General features: G+C 47.4%; 16 protein-coding genes. 15 read left to right on the top strand and 1 reads right to left on the bottom strand.

The window, feature by feature from the left end:
* Positions 1-43: 43 nt before the first annotated feature.
* From HNQ56_RS04935 to HNQ56_RS04885, 11 genes are all read left to right on the top strand, one after another.
* On the top strand, positions 44-1648 hold the full coding sequence (locus tag HNQ56_RS04935) for a DUF4153 domain-containing protein (RefSeq protein ID WP_429143400.1): 1605 nt from the start codon (positions 44-46) through the stop codon (positions 1646-1648).
* Between the two features lie 200 nt (positions 1649-1848).
* Complete coding sequence (locus tag HNQ56_RS04930; protein ID WP_429143398.1) at positions 1849-2769, top strand: glycosyltransferase family 2 protein; 921 nt, start codon at positions 1849-1851, stop codon at positions 2767-2769.
* Positions 2770-2799: 30 nt separating this feature from the next.
* Positions 2800-3729, top strand: coding sequence for a glycosyltransferase family 2 protein (locus HNQ56_RS04925; RefSeq protein ID WP_429143397.1), 930 nt, complete (start codon positions 2800-2802; stop codon positions 3727-3729).
* Between the two features lie 283 nt (positions 3730-4012).
* Entirely contained in the window at positions 4013-4516 is a 504-nt protein-coding gene (gene ilvN, locus HNQ56_RS04920; protein WP_429143395.1) for an acetolactate synthase small subunit, read from the top strand.
* Positions 4517-4607: 91 nt separating this feature from the next.
* Positions 4608-5618 (top strand): ketol-acid reductoisomerase, encoded by a 1011-nt coding sequence (gene ilvC / locus HNQ56_RS04915; RefSeq protein WP_429143393.1) that lies wholly within the window; start codon positions 4608-4610, stop codon positions 5616-5618.
* A gap of 430 nt (positions 5619-6048) precedes the next feature.
* Positions 6049-6612, top strand: coding sequence for a TetR/AcrR family transcriptional regulator (locus tag HNQ56_RS04910; RefSeq protein ID WP_429143392.1), 564 nt, complete (start codon positions 6049-6051; stop codon positions 6610-6612).
* Positions 6613-6632: 20 nt separating this feature from the next.
* Entirely contained in the window at positions 6633-9122 is a 2490-nt protein-coding gene (locus HNQ56_RS04905) for a glycoside hydrolase family 2 protein (protein ID WP_429143390.1), read from the top strand.
* Between the two features lie 226 nt (positions 9123-9348).
* Entirely contained in the window at positions 9349-11475 is a 2127-nt protein-coding gene (locus tag HNQ56_RS04900) for a bifunctional diguanylate cyclase/phosphohydrolase (protein WP_429143388.1), read from the top strand.
* Positions 11476-11981: 506 nt separating this feature from the next.
* Complete coding sequence (gene abc-f, locus HNQ56_RS04895; protein ID WP_429143386.1) at positions 11982-13625, top strand: ribosomal protection-like ABC-F family protein; 1644 nt, start codon at positions 11982-11984, stop codon at positions 13623-13625.
* Between the two features lie 160 nt (positions 13626-13785).
* Positions 13786-14472 carry a SanA/YdcF family protein gene (locus HNQ56_RS04890; RefSeq protein WP_429143384.1) on the top strand — a complete coding sequence of 229 codons (687 nt, stop codon included), beginning with the start codon at positions 13786-13788 and terminating at the stop codon, positions 14470-14472.
* A 320-nt stretch (positions 14473-14792) separates the two neighbouring features.
* Positions 14793-15023 carry a hypothetical protein gene (locus HNQ56_RS04885; protein ID WP_429143382.1) on the top strand — a complete coding sequence of 77 codons (231 nt, stop codon included), beginning with the start codon at positions 14793-14795 and terminating at the stop codon, positions 15021-15023.
* 77 nt (positions 15024-15100) lie between these two features.
* Here the strand turns inward: HNQ56_RS04885 and HNQ56_RS04880 are convergent, their stop codons facing one another.
* Positions 15101-15229, bottom strand: coding sequence for a hypothetical protein (locus tag HNQ56_RS04880; protein ID WP_429143380.1), 129 nt, complete (start codon positions 15227-15229; stop codon positions 15101-15103).
* 344 nt (positions 15230-15573) lie between these two features.
* On the opposite strand from HNQ56_RS04880, the gene HNQ56_RS04875 reads away from it, so the two are divergent.
* The 4 genes from HNQ56_RS04875 (at position 15574) to HNQ56_RS04860 (ending at position 19848) form a co-directional block, all read left to right on the top strand.
* A complete protein-coding gene (locus HNQ56_RS04875; RefSeq protein ID WP_429143378.1) occupies positions 15574-16212 on the top strand; it encodes a hypothetical protein in 639 nt (212 codons plus the stop codon).
* Positions 16213-16265: 53 nt separating this feature from the next.
* Entirely contained in the window at positions 16266-17765 is a 1500-nt protein-coding gene (locus tag HNQ56_RS04870; RefSeq protein WP_429143376.1) for an ABC transporter substrate-binding protein, read from the top strand.
* Between the two features lie 164 nt (positions 17766-17929).
* Complete coding sequence (locus tag HNQ56_RS04865) at positions 17930-18838, top strand: carbohydrate ABC transporter permease (protein ID WP_429143374.1); 909 nt, start codon at positions 17930-17932, stop codon at positions 18836-18838.
* 131 nt (positions 18839-18969) lie between these two features.
* Positions 18970-19848 (top strand): carbohydrate ABC transporter permease, encoded by an 879-nt coding sequence (locus HNQ56_RS04860; protein ID WP_429143372.1) that lies wholly within the window; start codon positions 18970-18972, stop codon positions 19846-19848.
* Positions 19849-19857: the final 9 nt, after the last annotated feature.

Raw genomic sequence — 19857 nt, 5'->3', positions numbered from 1 at the left:
GGAGCTTCAACAGAAATATAAGAAAAAAGGAGAGAATGAAATCATGAATCAATTGAATCAGGTTCCTTCCAGTGATGAGCAACAGACTCTGACCGCCGGAGGGGAAGCACAGGACGCGGCGGTAAGGCTCCCGAAAAGGACGGAAGCACCTCTGCTTATTAAAATGCGCTTAAAATTTGAAATAATCGGTTTGGTCAGCTTATTATTCGGGGGATTTTTTGCCCTCAGCTTTTACCGGGCGAAGATAGGCTTCAATACTTTATTCTTCACCTCGGTGATGGTACTTCTTCTGATTGCGGTAATGAAGAAAAACGAAATACCCATCCGGAAAGGAACCTGTCTTTATTATCTGGGCGCGGTGCTGTTTGGGCTTTCCACAATGCTGACAGCCAGCGGTACATTGCAGTTTTTGAATATTATAGCAATTCTGTGCCTGCTGAATTTCTCCCTTCTGCACCAGTTTCATGATACGAGGGAATGGGATGTGCTTAAGTTTTTCGGGAAGATGTGGGGAATGGTGTTCTGGGGCATAGCTTGCCTGGGAATGCCTTTTACGGATTGCTATCAATTTCTGAAAAAAATCAGAATATTTCGGAATAACCGGGTAAGGGGTGTTTTTGTCGGGGTGCTGCTGGCTCTTCCCCTCCTGTGGATTATTGTCCTGTTGTTATCCCGGGCGGATATGATATTCGGAGATATGGCCCAGGGGCTGGTCAACCGTATTTTTTCCGGAGATATCGTTGCAGTCACTTTCATGATTTTCTTTGGGTTCCTATGCTGTTATTGCATTCTCTGCGGGGCGGCGGCCCAGACGGGGAGCATCGCGGACGCAAGAAAAAGGGGGGAAGCCTCGGTTGCCATCACGGTGATCCTCTTGATCACGATTGTCTATGCATTGTTTTGCGGTCTTCAGATTGTATATCTGTTTAACGGCGGGGTATTCGGGCTTCCGGAAGGGTATACCTTTGCCGAATATGCCAGAAGAGGCTTCTTTGAACTGCTGGCCGTGGCGGTGCTTAATGTGGCATTGATGCTTTTGGGAACGGCTTATTTTGAAGAAAGCCGGCTGCTTCGTCATCTGCTGACGGCAATGACGGTCTGTACCTATATTATGATTGGCTCAGCTACCTATCGGATGCTGCTCTATATCCAGGCGTACCGTCTGACCTTTCTCCGGCTCTTTGTATTACTTGCCCTGGCGGTAATCGCCTTATTTCTGGCGGGGGTTGTCCTGTCGGTTTACAATGATCGTTTTCCTCTGTTTCGTTACGGAGTGGCAATCGTTGCCGTCAGCTATCTGATCTTTTCCCTGGCAAAGCCGGATTACTGGATTGCCGTGTATCTGGAAGGGGGAAAGGAGCAATTGACGCTGGAGGATGCGGCCTACCTTACACAGGAGCTATCCCTGGATGCGTCTCCGGTGGTGCTGGAGCTTCTGGAGGAGGAAGGCCGCTGGACCCTCGAAGTGCCGAAAGGGACGGAGACTTCATCGGAATACATTGGCTTTGGAGAGCGGCGGGAATATCTCTCCCTGGACCAGTATAATAAGAATTATCGTGAAACGATTGCCCGATCCATGGAGGGAAGGGGCTTGAGAGATTACAACCTTTCCGTATCCAAAGCGTGGAAGACAGCAAAAAGCAGCTAGGAATCATTATTTTCCCATTTTGGGAGTTACCTTTTATCTATAATGTGTTATAATACAAGGTGTAAGAATAACTGTATCTGCATGGTATACCCCTGCTACAGGAACATATATTATGTTCCTGTAGTGTTTGCGATAAAAAAATTGGCCCGTGATTTAATGGAGGGCTGCATGATATGATGGATCAGGAGGAGTAAAAGAATATGGAATACAGGGTGGATGTGATCATACCTATTTATCATTCCGATGAAAAGCTGGACAGGCTGCTTAGGATGCTCGATCAGCAAACGGTAAAGCCCAACCGGGTGATTCTGCTTCATACTGTTGAAGCTCAGGGGGAGAAGCAGGAGCTGCCGGAGATAGAGGGGGCTGATATCTTTGTGGTGCCCATAGATAAGAAGGATTTTGACCATGGAGGAACCAGGAAATACGGTGCCTCCCTCTCGGATTCGGATATTTTGATGTTTATGACCCAGGATGCGGTTCCGGCGGATGAGCACTTGATCCAGGAGCTGCTTGCACCCTATGAGGATCCCTGGGTGTCGGCAACCTATGCCAGGCAGCTGGCAGATCAGCGGGTTGGACTGATTGAGCGTTACACCAGGCATTTTAATTATCCGAAACGCAGCCGGGTGAAGTCGCTCCAGGATATGGAGGAGCTTGGTATCAAAACCTTCTTCTGCTCCAATGTGTGCGCCACCTACCGCAACAGCGTATATCGGAAGCTGGGCGGCTTTGTGGAGAGGACCATCTTTAATGAAGACATGATTATGGCGGCGGCCATGATCAACGAGGGCTACCGGATTGCTTACGCGGCGGACGCCAAGGTGTGGCATTCCCACCGCTATTCCTATCTGCAGCAGTTCACCCGTAATTTTGATCTGGGCGTATCCCATAAGGAGTATGAGAAGGTGTTTTGCGGGGTAAGCTCAGAGGGAGAGGGTTTGAAGCTGGTGAAGAAGACCTGGAACTATCTGATAGAGAAGAAGCAGTTTTTCTTGCTTCCGGATCTGATTATGACCAGCGGCTTTAAATTTCTTGGTTATCAGCTGGGGCGCAGATATCATCTCCTGCCAAAGCAGCTGGTGAAACGCTTCAGTATGAATAAAGGGTATTGGAATTAAGTATCTAATCCATGACAAGTGAGGAACAGGATGAGCACAGTAGCAATTGTAATGGCGACCTATAACGGTGAAAAATATGTGGGAGAGCAGATTGAATCCATATTGGCTTCCACTTACCGGGATATTGAACTGTATATCTGTGATGACGGCTCCGCGGACGGTACCGTGAATATTCTGAGGAGTTATGAAATACAGCATCCGGATAAGGTTCATGTGGTTCAGAACGAAAGGAATCTTGGGCATGTCATGAATTTTATCCATGCCCTGTCCAGAACCACAACGGATTATGTGATGTTCTGTGATCAGGATGATGTATGGAAGAAGAATAAGGTGGAAATCACTCTGACCCGGATGCGCCATATGGAAGCGCAGCTGGGCAGGGAGCTGCCCGTGGCGGTATTTACCGATGCCACGGTGGTGGATAAGAACCTGGAGGTTCTTAACCCCTCCTTCTTTTGTTCCGGCCATTTGAACCCATGCAAGACGGATCTGCCCCATCTACTGATGGAGAATAAGCTTATCGGCTGTACGGTTATGGTGAATTCCGCCCTTCGTAAGAAGCTGCAAAGCAGACCCATGCCCCAGCATGCGCGTTATCATGACTGGTGGCTTGCTTTGATTGCCTCGGCTTTTGGCAAAATAGGCTATGTCAGGGAAAGCACCCTGCTCTATCGCCAGCATGGCGGCAATGTTGTGGGAGACACCGGCTTTCTGGCCTATGTCCGCAACAGAGTATCCAATCTTTATGAGCAGAGAGAGGCCCTGGAGAAGCTATACCTTCAGGCGGGAGAATTCCTGGAGCTCTACGGTGATATGCTTTCCAAAGATAAGAAGGAGATTTTGAGCCAATTTGCCTCCATGAGGGGGAAGAGCATTCTGGAACGCCGTATTCTTGTCTTCCGTTACGGTTTTTGGAAGACGGGGCTTCTGCGTAATGTAGGTTTACTGATTATTATATAAATTTGCTGCGGCCCCTTCTTTACCCTAAGATTTGTTATGAATGCATAGCTTCCCGTTTCTTTGAATTTTTATACGCACGCTTTATCGATGGAAAGCGATAAAATTTTGTGTAAAGTGGCCTGTATCAGTACTTGACAAATGAGAATGTAGTTGATACAATAGCTTACAACTTAATAATCTTACTTTTTATACAGCAACAGCAGCCCCATTACAGAGTGTCCTGTGGTGATGGGCTTTTTTATAAATAAGGACACAGGAACAGAGATATGGAAAGGAGTATGCCATGAAAAGAATCGTATTATCCATTCTGGTAGATAACACCGCCGGTGTACTGAGCAGGGTAGCAGGCTTATTCAGCAGGAGGGGCTACAATATTGACAGCCTGACCGTAGGTGAGACCCAGGATCCGGCCATTTCGCGTATGACAGTCCTGGCTAAGGGAGACGACCAGATTTTAGAACAGATCAGAAAGCAGCTGCTCAAGCTGGAGGATGTGATAGAGATCAAGGAGCTGGCTCCGTGCGAATCCGTAACCAGAGAATTAATTCTGGTTAAGGTTGCGGCGGCAGAGAAGGACCGGCAGGCAGTTATTTCCATAGCTGATATTTTCCGTGCCAAGATTGTGGATGTGGCGCTGGAATCCCTCATGATTGAGCTGACCGGCAATCAGGATAAGATCAATGCGTTTATTAACCTGCTCAGCCCTTATACTATTAAGGAGCTGGTTCGCACCGGTATCACCGGTTTAACCAGAGGATCCGGGGATATCTCGGATTTTGATGATTAATTATACTAACAGGAGGGATGGAGAACCCGTCCTCTTGTCATATAGGGAGGAGTAGCTCCCTCCTACACAATTATAAGGAGGAATTTAAGTTATGGCTAAGATTTATTATCAACAGGATTGCAACCTTTCGCTTTTGGAAGGCAAGACAGTGGCTGTGATTGGCTACGGCAGCCAGGGACATGCCCATGCATTGAACGCTAAGGAATCCGGTGTTCATGTTATTATAGGACTTTATGAAGGCAGCAAGTCCTGGGCAAAGGCAGAGGCAGCAGGCTTTGAGGTATATACGGCGGCAGAAGCGGCAAAGAGAGCGGATGTCATCATGATTTTAATCAATGATGAGAAACAGGCGAAGCTTTATAAGGAAGAGATTGCCCCGAATCTGGAAGAGGGGAACGCGCTGATGTTTGCCCATGGCTTCAGCATTCATTTTGGTCAGATTATTCCTCCCGCAAATGTGGATGTATTGATGATTGCTCCCAAGGGACCCGGACATACGGTTCGCAGCCAGTACCAGGAAGGTCAGGGCGTACCCTGTCTCATTGCGGTACATCAGAATGCAACCGGCAAGGCTCATGATCTTGGACTGGCCTATGCATTGGCCATCGGCGGAGCAAGAGCCGGTGTTCTTCAGACGACCTTCCGGGAAGAGACTGAGACAGATTTGTTTGGTGAGCAGGCCGTTCTCTGCGGCGGTGTGACCGCGCTGATGAAGGCGGGCTTTGAGACGCTGGTTGAGGCCGGTTATGAGCCGGAAAGCGCATATTTTGAGTGTATCCATGAGATGAAGCTGATTGTTGATCTGATCAATGAGAGCGGCTTTGCAGGTATGAGATATTCTATCTCCAATACGGCGGAATACGGGGATTATATTACCGGATCTAAGATTATTACTGCTGAGACCAAGGCTACGATGAAGCAGATTCTTACGGATATTCAGGATGGTACTTTTGCACGCAACTGGCTGCTGGAGAATCAGATTGGATGCCCGAACTTCAATGCGAAGAGAAGAATTGAGGCGGATCATCAGCTGGAGAAGGTTGGAGCAGAACTTCGGAAGATGATGAGCTGGACTAGTAAGAAGAAGCTGATTAATAATTAAAAAATAGTACTATAGAATGGTAGCTGTTGAGTGCAGTCATCGAGAAGCTACGTGTTAGAAAGCCTGCCTTTCTAACACTCACTGTATCGGGATGGGCATGAATAGTAATACAATTCAGCAGGCTTTTGTATTATTTTGTATGGACGATTATTGCAATAAAAAAAGAAATAGAGTATAATGAAAAACCAGAAAACTGATATTAGTTTTCTGGTTTTTCATTATTTCGAGATATTTTATATGATGTTGTGAATGATGTGAGGCTTTTGGTTGATTAAGGATATTTTGATTAATCGGGAGAGATTTCAATTGATTAGGAAGATTTCAACTAATTAAGGCCTTTTAATTAATCAAGAATTTTTTAATTAATTAAGGGAAATTCAATTAATTAGAGGTGGCTTCAAATTGATCGAGGACGTGAATGGAGGGCACAATGGAATTGAAGGAAAAGTTGATGGATGCGGTGATAGAGGCCTTTAATGAGAAGGGGCTGAAATTCACCATGGATGATATTGCGAAGCATATGGGGATCAGCAAGCGGACGCTTTATACGGTGGTGGAGGATAAGGAGGCTTTGTTTCTGGAGACGATGGAGACGGTGTTTGGCGAGATTAAGAAGGGGGAGCGGGAGATACTGGAGGACGAGAGCCTTGATAGTATAGAGAAGCTGAAGAGGATTCTGATTTTTCTGCCCAACCGGTATCAAGCCGTTGATTTTCGCCAGCTCTATGAGCTGAAGGACAAATACCCCAGGATTTATGCGAAGCTGGAGAAACGCCTGGAAACGGACTGGGATGCCACCTTTCAGATTATGGAACAGGCGATGGAAGAGGGGAGAATCAGGAGGATCAATTTGCAGATTTTCCGGGCTGTGTTCAGCGGGACCGTTGAATATTACTTAAGCCGCAGGATACTGGAGGAAAACAGGATTGAGTATGAAGATGCCCTGCGGCAGATGCTGGATATTTTGATGGAGGGGATACGCAGCAGGGAATAGGAGAAGGGAGAGGAGAAGAGATGCGGGAACGGATCAAGCTGAATGAGGGGTGGAGATACGGAAGGGAGTTCCGGGAAGAAATGCTGGAGCCCGGCTATGATGAGGCCGGGATGGAGGCGGTAAGGCTGCCCCATACTAATGTTGTTACTCCTTTTCATTATTTCGATGAGCAGATATACCAATTTGTCAGCTGCTACCGAAGGGCGCTTTATGCGGAGGAAGCCTGGAGAGAGAAAACGGTGCTGCTGACCTTTGAGGCCGTGGGGCATATCGCCGAGGTATATGTGAATCATTCTCTGGCAGGAAGGCATGAGGGAGGATATACTGCTTTTACTGTGGATATCGGGCCCTATCTGGTCTGGGGGAAGGAGAATATCATTGCCGTCAAGGCGGACAGCCGGGAGAGCAATAACCTTCCGCCCTTTGGAAATGTGATTGACTATCTCACTTATGGCGGTATCTACCGGGAGGTTTTTCTTGAGATATGTGAAAAAATAGGGATAGAGGATGTATTTATTATGACAGGGGACAGTCCCGCCGGGCTTCCGGAGGGGGATACCAGAGAGGTGAAGCTGCAGATTACCCTTCGCGGGGACTCGGACTTTGGGGAGGCGGATGAACAGACAGGTGGACGACAGATGGGCGGACAACGGCTGCGTTATTCCGTCATGGATGCTTTGGGGAAAGTGATTTATGACGGCAGTGAATTGCTGACCCGGTCCGAGGCCAGGCTGAGCTTTCCTGTAAGGGGAGTGCGGGACTGGGAGCCGGGCAGACCAGAGCTGTATTATTTGAAGGTGGGGCTATATCGGGAGGAGCGGGAGGGGATTCTTCTGGACAGGAAAACAGTCCGCTTCGGATTTCGTACCTGTGAATTCAGGGAGGACGGCTTTTACCTCAATCATAAGAAAATAAAGCTGGTGGGTCTTAACCGGCATCAGAGCTTTCCCTATGTGGGCTATGCCATGCCGAAGCGGCAGCAGCGAAGAGACGCCGAGATATTGAAATATGAGCTTGGGGTCAATGCGGTGCGCACCTCCCACTATCCCCAGTCCAGACATTTCATCGAAGCCTGTGATGAACTGGGGCTGCTGGTGTTCACGGAGCTTCCCGGCTGGCAGCATATTGGGGATGAGGAGTGGAAGAAGATTGCGGTGAGACAGGTTTATGAAATGATTATGCAATACCGGAATCACCCTTCCATCATCCTCTGGGGAGTTCGGATCAATGAGTCCCAGGATGATGATGAATTCTATGCCAGGACGAACCGGCTTGCCCATGAGCTGGATCCCGGGAGACAGACCGGCGGCGTCCGCTATCTTATGAAAAGCAGGCTGTTAGAGGATGTCTATACCTATAATGATTTCCTGCATAACGGGGATAACCGGGGCCTAAGCCCGAAACGGGAGGTGACCCCGGAGCCGGAAGCTCCGTATCTGGTCTCGGAATTCAATGGGCATATGTATCCGGCAAAATCCTTTGATGACGAGGATCACCGTCTGGAGCACGCCTTGAGACATGCCAGGGTACTGGAGGATTTGTTCGGACAGGAGGATGTTGCGGGAGGCTTCGGCTGGTGCATGTTTGACTATAACACCCATAAGGAATTTGGCAGCGGGGATCATATCTGCCATCACGGGGTAATGGATATGTTTCGGAATGCGAAGCTGGCGGCTTCTGTATATGCCAGCCAGGGCGAGGAGACGGAGGTATTTGAACTGAGCTCCTCACTGGATATCGGTGATCACCCCGGAGGAAATATCAAGAGAGTCTATGCCTTTACCAATGCGGATTTCGTTCGGATGTATAAGAATGAGACCTTTATTCGGGAATTCTACCCGGCGAAAAGCAGGTATCCCCATCTGCCCCATCCGCCGGTGCGGATCGATGATTTCATCGGAGAACTGCTGGAAAAGGAGGAGCATTACAGCCACAGGACCGCGGAAGCCATGAAGGAGATTCTTCTTGCGGTACAGGAACACGGGCCTAACAATCTTCCTCTCCGTCATAAGCTGAAGATGGGATGGCTGATGCTGCGGGAGCATCTTACTATGGAAGACGGAGCCAGGCTCTATTACAAATATGTGGGGAACTGGGGCGGTCAGGCTTCTGTCATCCGTTTTGAAGCAATCCGAGGCGGCAGGGCGGTTAAAACAATTATGAAAAAGCCTGCCAGCCAGCCAAGACTGCAGGTATCCGCGGACACAACACAGCTGATGGAGGACGGAACCTATGATGTGGCGGCTGTCCGGCTGCGTGCGGCGGATGAATGGGGAAATCTTCTGCCCTATTGCCAGCTTGCCATTACGCTAAAAGCGGAGGGGGCCATTGAAATCATCGGTCCATCGGTCATAAGCCTGCAAGGAGGGATGGGCGGAACCTATGTAAAAACCAAGGGGCGCCCCGGAAAGGGAAGGCTTTTTATCAGTCAGCCCCAGCTGGGAGACAGGGAGATGGAATTTACGGTTGAAATTGCGGCGGACAGCGCAGAACCAGGAAGACTGCAGTAAATGGATTCTGGAAGAAATTCTTAAAAATTTCATGTTATCCTGTGTCGATATTTTTTTGAATTTAATATTTCTATTTTAAAAAGTTTGTGATATAGTAAATATGTCCTATTTTTTGAGGGTATTAGTAAAGCTTTTGACGATAACTGTCTTTTATCGGAAGCGGAAAGGATGGCTTCCCGATATCTTAATAATATGAGGTGTACGGATAAGAATGAGGAAGAATGCCATGAAGAGCAGGTACAATTTATTGGGTTCCTTCGTAAGAGGGGATTGGGATAATTTGATTGACAGACAGAGCTTTTGTGAGGACAGGGAAGCAGCCGGGGATTGGAGAGACCGGCTGTCTTATATCCTTGCTGTTGCGGCGCTCTTCTCCGGCATACCCTTCATGATATACGGAGGATTTCTCTATTACAGGACAGGTTGGGCTGCCCATGGAATGGTTCCCCTGCTTCTGGAGGCACTTGTTGGGACAGTTATATGGAATAAAAGAATTGCTGCAGGGAGAAAGAAGCAGTTACTGATATGGGCCGTCTATGCCGGAACCTTGTTCCATACTTTTACGGCCGGAATTATGGGCAGCATGGTTGTTGCGGCATTCACACTGTTTCTGGCAGGGCTGTTGCTGGACAAAAAGCAGCTCCGCCGTTTTTGGCTATTAAATTATGCGGTGTTTCTGGTGATAGCACTGTTATTATATCTTAACCGCGGCCCATACCTTGATGCCGGGATACTTGATACCGGTAACGCATACATAGGAGCTCCGGACTATACCGGGGGCGGACAGTATAAAGAGATATGGATAGTCTGTGCGGCAGTTATGCAGGCCTGCAGTTTGATGCTTCTGTTGCCGGCAAGGGGAATTTATAACCACCTGGACAGACAGTTCCGGTTGGCGGAGGAAGAAAAGGTCAGACTTAAGGCTTTGATTGAGAACAGCACCGATATGGCTCTGATATCAGATGAGACAGGTAGGGTTCTTTATTATAGTTCCAATCTATATGACCGGTTTCCCTGGATATCCGGAACCCTTTTGGGAAGTAATTTTATCGATGAGCTTTATTTGGAGAATCCGGAGCATTTATGGTCTGTTTTCCATGAGCTGAGGGAGAAGTCAGGTAGGAGAGTAACGGAGGAGGTAAGGTATCGGCATCGGGAGAGGTACGGCTACCTTGAATTGACGGCGGTGAATCTCCTGCAGGATACTGCGGTTCAGGGAATTCTGATTTATTGCAGGGATATCACCCGGCGAAGGGAGCAGGAGGAGGAGATACGGTATCTCTCCCAGCATGACTATCTGACAGGGCTTTATAACAGGGCTTTTTATGAGCGTGAGCTGGAGCGTCTGGAACGGACCCAGACTCTGCCCTTATCTGTTATTGTGGGAGATGTCAATGGATTGAAGATGATAAATGATTCCCTGGGGCATGATGAAGGGGATAAGCTCCTGGTCTCCATAGCCAATATATTAAAGAAATGCTGCAGGGATGGGGATATCATTGCAAGGCTGGGCGGTGATGAATTCAACATTCTTCTTCCGGGCACGGATAAAGAAGAGGCAATAGAGATCATTCACCGGATCTGCAATACCTGCGAGGAATATAATGAAAAGCTGGCCGGTGAGGTCTATCATATCAGCATTTCCCTTGGGGCGGCCTCCAGGACAGAGAAGAAGCAGTCCATGGACAGTGTGATCAAACAGGCCGAGGATTATATGTATAAAAGAAAGCTGCTGGAGGGCAGAAGCTTTCACAGCTCCATCATAGCTTCCATGAAGACCGTCCTCTATGAGAAATGCTTTGAAAATGAGGAGCATGCCGGCAGACTGCTTCATCTTACCAGAATGGTGGGAGAAGAGCTGGGGCTGACGAGGCAGCAGTCGGATGAGCTGGAGCTTCTTTCCACCATCCATGATATTGGGATGATTGGGATTGATGACCATATCCTGAATAAGCCCGGCAAGCTGACCAGGGAGGAGTGGGAGAAGATGCAGAAGCATTCGGAAATCGGATACCGGATCGCCATGGCCTCCCCTGGTCTGATGTCCATTGCCTATCCCATTCTGACTCATCATGAGCATTGGGATGGCGGAGGCTATCCCCAGGGACTGACGGGGGACCGGATACCGCTGCTGTCAAGAATTCTGGCAGTTGCGGATGCCTATGAAGCAATGACCCAGGACCGTCCCTACCGCCGGGCAATATCCGGGGAAGAGGCGATTTTCGAAATTATTGATAAGGCGGGAACCCAGTTTGATCCCAAAATCGCCAGGGTTTTTGCAGAAAAAATGTCAAATGATTTTTTAGGTAAAAGTGAGCAGGCCGTAATTGACATTACATCGGGAAAATGTTAATATAATCAAGTAATTGATTATGATATTACAAAAATAAAAACAATTGAGGTATGAGAAATGAAGAGATAACTTGCCGATCCACGATTTTAATCAATATACGCTTCTGGCGTATATGTTAATATCAAGGGATGCCTTACAGTAAGGTATCCTTGCGTCGAACGCAGTGAAGTGCGCATCCTGGTATACAGTGCTTCTGAGGAAGCATTGGGATAGGAAGCGTCTGTTTCGATTGCAGCGGGCAAGTTATTATTGATCCAATTCTAATTATAGAGAGCAGCTGGCATGGCAGTTACCATGGGTTCAGCTGTGATGTATACAGCGATTACAGCGGTCTCCGGGCATTGATCAGACAGCCTGGGGAGAGCCGGAATTAGAATAGGTTATATTGATAAACTGTGATGATTTGCCCACGAGATGGATTTCTTGTGGGCGTTTTTATTTCAGGAAAAGGCCCGGAAGTGAAACGAAGCAGAGGTTCACCGGACTGCGGTGAAAGGAGAAATGAGATGTCACAGATTATTGTAAATGATTTAACCTTCAGCTATGATACCAGCTATGATACGATTTTTGAAAATGTAAGCTTTCAGTTGGATACGGACTGGAAATTAGGCTTTGTGGGAAGGAACGGCAGAGGAAAGACGACCTTCCTCCACCTGCTGCTGGGCAGATACCCCTATAGAGGAAGCATCACTGCATCCGTAGAATTCAGCTATTTTCCCTTTGAGGTCAGCAATCCGGAAGAGAATACGCTGTCCGTGGTCCGGAATATCATTGCTCCCTATGGTGAATGGGAGGCCGAAATGGAGGCATGCCTTGCCGCCAGTGCGGGATGGAATACCCTGGCGGGAAATGCTCCGGGGGAGGGTAATCAGAAAGAGATTATTGGGGAGAAGGAGGCTCTGGAACGCTACGGAAGATTGCAGGAGCTGTATCAGGCCCATGATGGCTATGTGATTGATGAAATGATTGAGAAGGAGATAGGAAAGCTGGGAGTGAATCCGGAGGTTCTGGCCAGGCCCTTTGCCACCCTAAGCTTCGGAGAGAGAACGAAGCTGTCCCTGGCGGCAATGTTTTTAAAAAAGAATAATTTTCTGCTCATTGATGAGCCGACCAACCATCTGGATATGGAAGGACGCCAGACCCTGGCCCAATATCTCAGAAGCAAAAAGGGATTTATTCTGGTCTCCCATGACCGGAGCTTTCTGGATCAATGCATTGATCATGTGCTGTCCATTAACCGGATGAATATTGAGGTTCAGAAAGGAAATTACTCCAGCTGGCAGCAGAATAAGGAGTATCAGGATCATTATGAGATAGAGAGGAATGAGCAGCTGAAGAAGGATATCCTCCTTCTGTCTGATGCGGCTAAAAGGGCTGCCGGTTGGTCCGATCAGGTGGAGCGGTCCAAGATCGGCTCCCATACGTATGACCGGGGCTTTATCGGACATAAGGCGGCGAAGATGATGAAAAGGGCTAAGTCCATCGAGAACCGGAAGCTGGAGGCCGTCGAGGAGAAGAAGGGGCTGCTTAAGAATATCGAGCAGACGGACGCCCTGAAGATCAATATTTTGGATTTTCCGGGAAAGAGGCTGGCGGAAGCGGAGAAACTAAGCCTATTCTATGGCAGGCAGGAAGTGGCGGCGGATATTAACTTTACCATACAGAGGGGGAGCCGCATGGCAATCCGGGGAAGGAACGGTTCCGGCAAGACCACCTTATTCAAGCTGCTGCTGGGAGAGAAGATTGATCATACCGGCAGATATTATGTGGCTCCCGGTCTGAAGATATCCTATGTATCCCAGGATACTTCCTATTTAAAAGGCAATCTGAAGGACTTTGCTTCCAACTATGGATTGGATGAATCCATCTTTAAGACAATACTGCGGCAGCTGGACTTTTCCAGGGTGCAGTTTGAGAAGGATATCCGGGAATTCAGCGGCGGCCAGAAGAAAAAGGTATTATTGGCAAAGAGTCTTGCCGAACCGGCCCATATTTTTCTCTGGGATGAGCCCTTGAATTTTGTGGATGTGTTCTCCAGGATACAGATCGAGGAATTGCTCTTGAAATACCAGCCGACCATGATCTTTGTGGAGCATGACCAAACCTTTTGTGAAAGGATCGCAACGGATTGGACTGTATTAAAAAAGTAAATGTTGTGGCAGCATATGAAATAAGGTTAAGAAATTAAATAATTGGTGTCAAATATGAAATTGTGATATGCTTGATGTGATATCTTTTCATGAACATACGGATGACTCGCATAGTGCGGCATTCGTTGAGCTGCTGGAGACAGCGGGAAGGAGGCCGATAATGAAAGGGAGACAGTGGAGGAGCCGGATCTTGAGGATGCTGCTGTTTGGATTAATCTGCGGTATGAGCGGAGGATTGATTCTAATTATTTTAAATGCCTATATAAAAACTTCCGTGGAGGAACGGATATTGACTCCGGCAGAGGCGGAGAAGCTTGCCAATGCGGACTGCATTCTGATACTGGGTGCCGGTGTCTGGGGAAATGAACGTCCCAGCCACATGCTGGAGGACAGGCTGGAACAGGGAATTCTGCTCTATCAAAGGGGGATCAGTGACCGAATTCTGATGAGCGGGGATCATGGCAGAAAGGAATATGATGAAGTAAATGTGATGAAGAATTATGCAATGGAAGCGGGGGTACCGTCTTCTGATATTTTCATGGATCACGCCGGATTTTCCACCTACGAGAGCGTGTATCGTTCCAGAGATGTGTTCCAGGTGAAGAAGGTTGTCATCGTAACCCAGCAATATCATCTGTACCGGGCGCTGTATGATGCCAGGAGGCTGGGATTGGATGCCTATGGAGTGCCGTCGGACCAGAGAAGCTATGCCGGCCAGAACTACAGGGAGCTGAGAGAGCTGCTGGCCAGGGCGAAGGATTATATCTATTGTCTGCTGCAGCCCGAACCGACTTATTTGGGGGAAGCGATTCCGGTCGGCGGAAACGGCGATGTAACAAATGATTGATAGTATCAGCCAGAATTTGTCAAGCTTTATTTATCGGAAGAGATGTCGGATTTGATTAAAAAATGACTTGGTATAAACTTTTTCATTTGAGGACATTCTATAGAATAGACAGGCAATTGCTGTGTATTTCGTTGAATTTTGTTGAATTGTCTGAAATCATTGGGAATTGCCCCTTGTATATTCTGAAAAGAAAGTATATAATATTAAGAAATAGGACAAGATTTACCATTCGCAGGAGAGCCACACAATATCAGGCAAAAATGTTGTAGCAATAGTTAAGGCAGCAGTATAGAATGCTAATGATTAGGAGAAGTGAAGCAATGAAGGAATGGAGAATATTGTTGTTTTTAGAATTCGATTGGAGAATGTTCAAGTTTTACCGTAAATTAGTCAATTGGCTGGTAAAGAAAGGAATGAAGCTGTCTTCCCCTATATTGTGCATGATTAACCAGGGACTGGACTACTGCGGGGTGGAGATGGTCAGAAAGCAGCGTATTTATGAGAGGCTTACCGGTCAGGTCATTCGATATTATAAAAGTGACGAAATCTGACCTAAAATTCGCCTGTCATTTCCCAAAAGAACTAAGAGTAGTTTTAGTGCGCCGGGAAAGGACAGGCGATTGTTGTATTATGCATTCTTTTTCGGTTTTTTTATAACCTCGGGTTCGGGCATAATGGGCTTTAAGGACGGAATAGCGCTGGTGGTATCCGTCTTTTTCTTTTTCTTAACCTCTTTGCGAATATCTCGATTTGCCATGGATATCACTTCCTTTTATCATGATATATTTGTGAAATTTACTCATATCTATTATAATAACTTATGATGATTTAGTCCAGAAAAATTTTTCATAAAAGTCGGCAAATAAAAGAATATATGTCCGTTGTATAAGTTGGATATATAATTGTGTAAATATCAAGGTTAATTATACAAAATAAATATTTTGGTTAAAATAGCAAAATACTATTGACATAATTGAGTACAAATGGTATCATCAAGTTAAACGTAAAACGTGTACGATATTAACAATGTGTTTTTGGGGTAAAAAGATAAACTATGACACGTTTAACGTAAAACCATTCAAAGAAAGAGGAGGATTTTATATGAGATGTTCTAAATTATGCAAGGCATTATCTTCCATCGCACTGGTTGCAGTATTGATGACCATGAGCGTACAGGCATTTGCCGCAACTACCTATCTGGTACAGGATGGCAGCTTTGCAAATGCAGGCTTCGTGAATGCCGGGGAAGCAAAGGACGGGACGATTGAGGGTCCTGGTAACTGGACACAGTTGAATCTGGGGGACGCGGCTGTGGATGCACCTTATCTGCATGTCATTCTAAAGGCAACGGGAGATACGGCAGCGGCACAGATTGGCGTATCGGATCTATACACATTTGTACTTGCCGACATGGGCGTTGTCTTAACGGAGGAATACCAGGACGTGGTTCTTCCGGTAGAGGAGAAGGGAATCACAATGCTTTCCTGGATGAATTGCATGGGCCTTGACGGCGGCAGCAGTGTATATACGATTAAGGATGTATTCCTTTCTGATGACGCGGCCTCCACACTGGCAGCGGCAGAGCCTGCTGCAGAATCAGCACAGGAAGCGGCCCCTACGGAAACAATGCCTAAGACAGGTGATTTTGCGGGAATGACCGGCTTCGCCGTTGCAGGTATGGCAGCATGTGCAGCCGGCCTGACAGCAGTAGCAAGGAAGAGGAAAACTTCAGGGAAATAATATTTGGAGCGGTAATGATGAGGTTATAATTGGATGGAAGGAGAACAGGGAAGATGAAGAAAATGAAAAGATGGTTAGGTCTCCTGTTGTGTGCGGTGCTGACGGTGAGTCTGTTATCCGCTTGCGGCAACAAGACAGAGGAGGCAGGGAAGACTCCGACAGAAGGCGCAAAGACAGAGGATAATAAAACAGAGGACACCAAGAAGGATGAACCGAAGGAAGATGCTTCCGGTAAGGAAGAGAAGACGGAGAAGGTTCAGCTGACCCTTGGCATATGGCCGGAGGATACCCTTACGGCTGACATAGAATTACATAAAGGATATGTGGCAACCTTTAATGCAACCCATCCCAATGTAGAGGTGGTTCCCTCCTATTATAAGTATGCTACGGATACCTTTGTACCCCTTGCAGAATCGGGTAACCTGCCGGTTATCTTTGAGACCTGGTATACGGAGCCTCAGAAGCTGATCAATGGTGATTTTGTAGCCGATATCACCGATATTCTCAATGAAAGAGGATGGACAGAGAAGATCAATCCTTCCATCCGGGAACTGCTGTCCAAGGACGGAAGAATCTACGGTATTCCCCGTGACGGCTATGCTTTGGGCTTGATGCTGAATGTGCAGCTTTTTGAGCAGGCGGGCCTGGTGGATGCAGACGGTGTTCCGTTGTATCCCAAGACATGGTCGGAGCTGGCAGAGACCGCGAAGAAGATTAAGGATGCTACCGGATCGGCAGGCCTTTGTCTGCTGGCTGCCAATGAAGCAGGCGGATGGCATTTCAGCAATATCGCCTGGGCTTTTGGGGCAACCTTAACCCTGGAGGAAAACGGAAAGTTTGTTGCCAATGTGGATACGCCTGAAGCAATTGCAGCAATGGAGTATGTGAAGAGCCTGCGCTGGGACTATGATGTGCTTACGGAAGATCCCCTCAATGAGGATTGGGGTTCCGGCTTTGTCAGCCTGGGAACCGGAGCGGCTGCTATGTATATCGCGGCCAATGATGCGGTAAATCAGCCGACACAGGTTAACGGCCTTCCCGTAGATAAGCTTGCCATGTGCGCGCTTCCGGCTGGACCCGATGGAAAGCAGTTCTCCTTATCGGGAGGAACTCCGTATATGTTTGCCAAGAACGCTACCCCGGAACAGATCAATGCGGCTTTGGATTATCTTGAGGTTATGGGTAAGGCACCGGTAGCGACGGATGATGCAATTGCAGGTATGAGAGCGGATGCCCAGAACCGTATTGCCAATGGTGTTCCCGTCATTCCCCGTTTCCCTTGCTGGGTTGCAGAGGATGTGCTGGCAGCAGAGGATGCGATTGTTGCTGAATTCGGCAATGTGGATACCAAGCTGTATCAATCCTATTTCGACGTGCTGAAGAAGGAAGGCAATCTCCGTCTGGAGGAGGTTGGTGATGCGCAGAAGCTGTACGCCGAGCTGACCAAGGTTCTTCAGGCAGTGGTTACGGATAAGAATGCAGATGTTGCCGCCCTGATGAAGAAAGCAGATGAGAATTACCAGTCCATACTTGATAATACGTTAAATAAATAATAAGACCGGGGAGTCAGAAGTCATTTTTCTTCCGGCAAGTGTCACGGCTTCTGACTCCCTTTAGCTTTCAAAAAGTAAAATTTTATAGCTGTAAAAGAGCAGAAAGAAAAGCAGAGGAAAAGAAAGAAAGTCATGGAAAATCAGAAAAAAGGAGGGGAGATCAGATGGTAAAGGTCAAAAGGGAGCTGTCTCCGGGAGGGAAGGGAAAGGCGGCCCTGCAAAGAGATGCTGCAGGCTGGCTGATTATGCTTCCCACAATTATATTATTCGCCTTTTTTGTTTGGGAGCCATTATTGGAAAGCGTCCGCCTCTCCTTATATACGGCAAAGGGAATAAGGCTTCAGGAATTCGTGGGACCGGATAATTATATGCTGGTTCTGAAGAATCCGGATTTTACAGCGGCAATGACCAACACCCTAAAATATATACTGTGGTCTCTGGTGATCGGCTTCATGGCCCCTGTTATTATTGCAATTTTGATTACAGAAACAGTGCATTTGAAGGGATTGTTTAAGATCGGCGTATATTTCCCCAATATTATGCCCGGTATGGCGATGGTAATGATGCTGGGATATTTTTTCCGTCCGGGCAATACGGGAGTGTTGAATATTTTGTTGGGGAAGCTGGGGGTGCAGCCTCTGGTATGGCTGTCCAATCCTAAGCTGACGATACCGCTCATTGTGGTGACAATGACGTGGAAGGGTGCCGGTGCCACCGCCTTTCTTTATATGGCAGGGCTTAACGGGATCAACCCGGAGCTGTATGAGGCCGCAACCCTGGATGGGGCGGGAATCCGTCAGAGAATCCGGTACATAACGCTGCCCAATATATTGTCTTTGGCGAAGACCTTGCTGATCCTTCAGATTATCGCCGTGTTCCAAATCTTATATGAGCCCTTGGTTATGACCAACGGAGGGCCCAATAATGCGAGTATTTCGATTATGCAGCTGGTATACAATTATGCGTTCCGGGATTTTAATTATCCGGCGGCAGCCGCTCTGTCGGTTATGATATGCATCATACTGATTATATTAAGCGGACTGTATTTCAAAATTACAAAATCGAAGGACTAATGTCAGAGGTTATATGAGGTTGGAAGAGATAAGGTCTATAGATGAAGGGGGACCGAGTCCATGCCGGCAGGTTTATGGCGATTTGTACGGTAAAAGGCATGGATATAAGAATAGAAAGGCACGGTGCTGCTATGTTTTTTGATAAATATATTGGAAAAGAGGACGGAACCATCCGCTACTACGATCTTCATTCGCTGAGGCATAAGATACTTTGTATCCTGATTTATCTGGTATGCCTGGGAATGCTGGTGGTTGCCATATTTCCGTCCGTCTGGGTGTTCCTTGCCAGCTTTAAGGATATTGCCGAGTTTCGGAAGGAAGCGACCATCCTGCCGAGGAGCTTCAGCCTCCAGGCATATGTTAAGACATGGAATGATTTAAAATTTACTAAGTTTTATATTAATTCGCTCATCGTGGTAGCAGGCTGTGTGGCCAGCTCAGTCCTGTTCAATGGGCTTCTGGCATATGGTCTGGCGATTCTTAAGCCCAGAGGGCATAAGCTGGTTCATACCCTGGTTATGTGGGGACTGCTCATCCCGGCTACCACCAGTGTTGTTGCACTCTTTGTCAATATTAACCGCATTGGATTAAACCGGTCCTTTATTCCGTTATGGCTGTCCATGGGTGCCAATGCCTTTTATGTGGTCATGTTCAAACAGTTTTTTGAGGGACTGCCCAAGGAATTGATTGAAGCGGCGAAGCTGGACGGCTGCGGCGTGCTGCAGACCTTTACACGGATTGTATTGCCGCTGTCCAAATCCATTATCATGGTTATATCGATCTTTACTATTAATGCGGCATGGTCCGATTTCTTACTTCCCTATCTGGTACTTGGCGGCTCCGGCAAGGAGACGGTCATGGTACGGTTATTCATGTTCCGGACCTCCAATGCAACGGATGTGGAAGTACTGCGTGCGGTGGCATTTGCAATCATACCGCCCATTATTTTATTCAGCATATTCCAGAAACAGATTACAGCAGGCGCCACAACCGGTGCCGTTAAGGGATAACTTGGAGGC

The sequence above is a fragment of the Anaerotaenia torta genome (assembly GCF_050433395.1).
In the GTDB taxonomy this organism is placed as follows: Bacteria; Bacillota; Clostridia; order Lachnospirales; family Lachnospiraceae; genus Mobilitalea; species Mobilitalea torta.
Note: the sequence above shows the minus strand (reverse complement) of the source record. Positions and strands in the feature narration are given on the sequence as shown.

Excerpts from the sequence above, each read along its gene's own strand:
- ilvC (WP_429143393.1), top strand. The coding sequence starts at position 4,608 with ATGGCTAAGATTTATTATCAACAGGATTGCAACCTTTCGCTTTTGGAA.
- HNQ56_RS04860 (WP_429143372.1), top strand. The coding sequence starts at position 18,970 with ATGTTTTTTGATAAATATATTGGAAAAGAGGACGGAACCATCCGCTAC.
- HNQ56_RS04865 (WP_429143374.1), top strand. The coding sequence starts at position 17,930 with ATGGTAAAGGTCAAAAGGGAGCTGTCTCCGGGAGGGAAGGGAAAGGCG.
- HNQ56_RS04910 (WP_429143392.1), top strand. The coding sequence starts at position 6,049 with ATGGAATTGAAGGAAAAGTTGATGGATGCGGTGATAGAGGCCTTTAAT.
- HNQ56_RS04935 (WP_429143400.1), top strand. The coding sequence starts at position 44 with ATGAATCAATTGAATCAGGTTCCTTCCAGTGATGAGCAACAGACTCTG.
- abc-f (WP_429143386.1), top strand. The coding sequence starts at position 11,982 with ATGTCACAGATTATTGTAAATGATTTAACCTTCAGCTATGATACCAGC.
- HNQ56_RS04925 (WP_429143397.1), top strand. The coding sequence starts at position 2,800 with ATGAGCACAGTAGCAATTGTAATGGCGACCTATAACGGTGAAAAATAT.
- HNQ56_RS04930 (WP_429143398.1), top strand. The coding sequence starts at position 1,849 with ATGGAATACAGGGTGGATGTGATCATACCTATTTATCATTCCGATGAA.
- HNQ56_RS04875 (WP_429143378.1), top strand. The coding sequence starts at position 15,574 with ATGAGATGTTCTAAATTATGCAAGGCATTATCTTCCATCGCACTGGTT.
- HNQ56_RS04905 (WP_429143390.1), top strand. The coding sequence starts at position 6,633 with ATGCGGGAACGGATCAAGCTGAATGAGGGGTGGAGATACGGAAGGGAG.
- HNQ56_RS04890 (WP_429143384.1), top strand. The coding sequence starts at position 13,786 with ATGAAAGGGAGACAGTGGAGGAGCCGGATCTTGAGGATGCTGCTGTTT.
- HNQ56_RS04885 (WP_429143382.1), top strand. The coding sequence starts at position 14,793 with ATGAAGGAATGGAGAATATTGTTGTTTTTAGAATTCGATTGGAGAATG.
- HNQ56_RS04870 (WP_429143376.1), top strand. The coding sequence starts at position 16,266 with ATGAAGAAAATGAAAAGATGGTTAGGTCTCCTGTTGTGTGCGGTGCTG.
- HNQ56_RS04880 (WP_429143380.1), bottom strand. The coding sequence starts at position 15,229 with ATGGCAAATCGAGATATTCGCAAAGAGGTTAAGAAAAAGAAAAAGACG.
- ilvN (WP_429143395.1), top strand. The coding sequence starts at position 4,013 with ATGAAAAGAATCGTATTATCCATTCTGGTAGATAACACCGCCGGTGTA.
- HNQ56_RS04900 (WP_429143388.1), top strand. The coding sequence starts at position 9,349 with ATGAAGAGCAGGTACAATTTATTGGGTTCCTTCGTAAGAGGGGATTGG.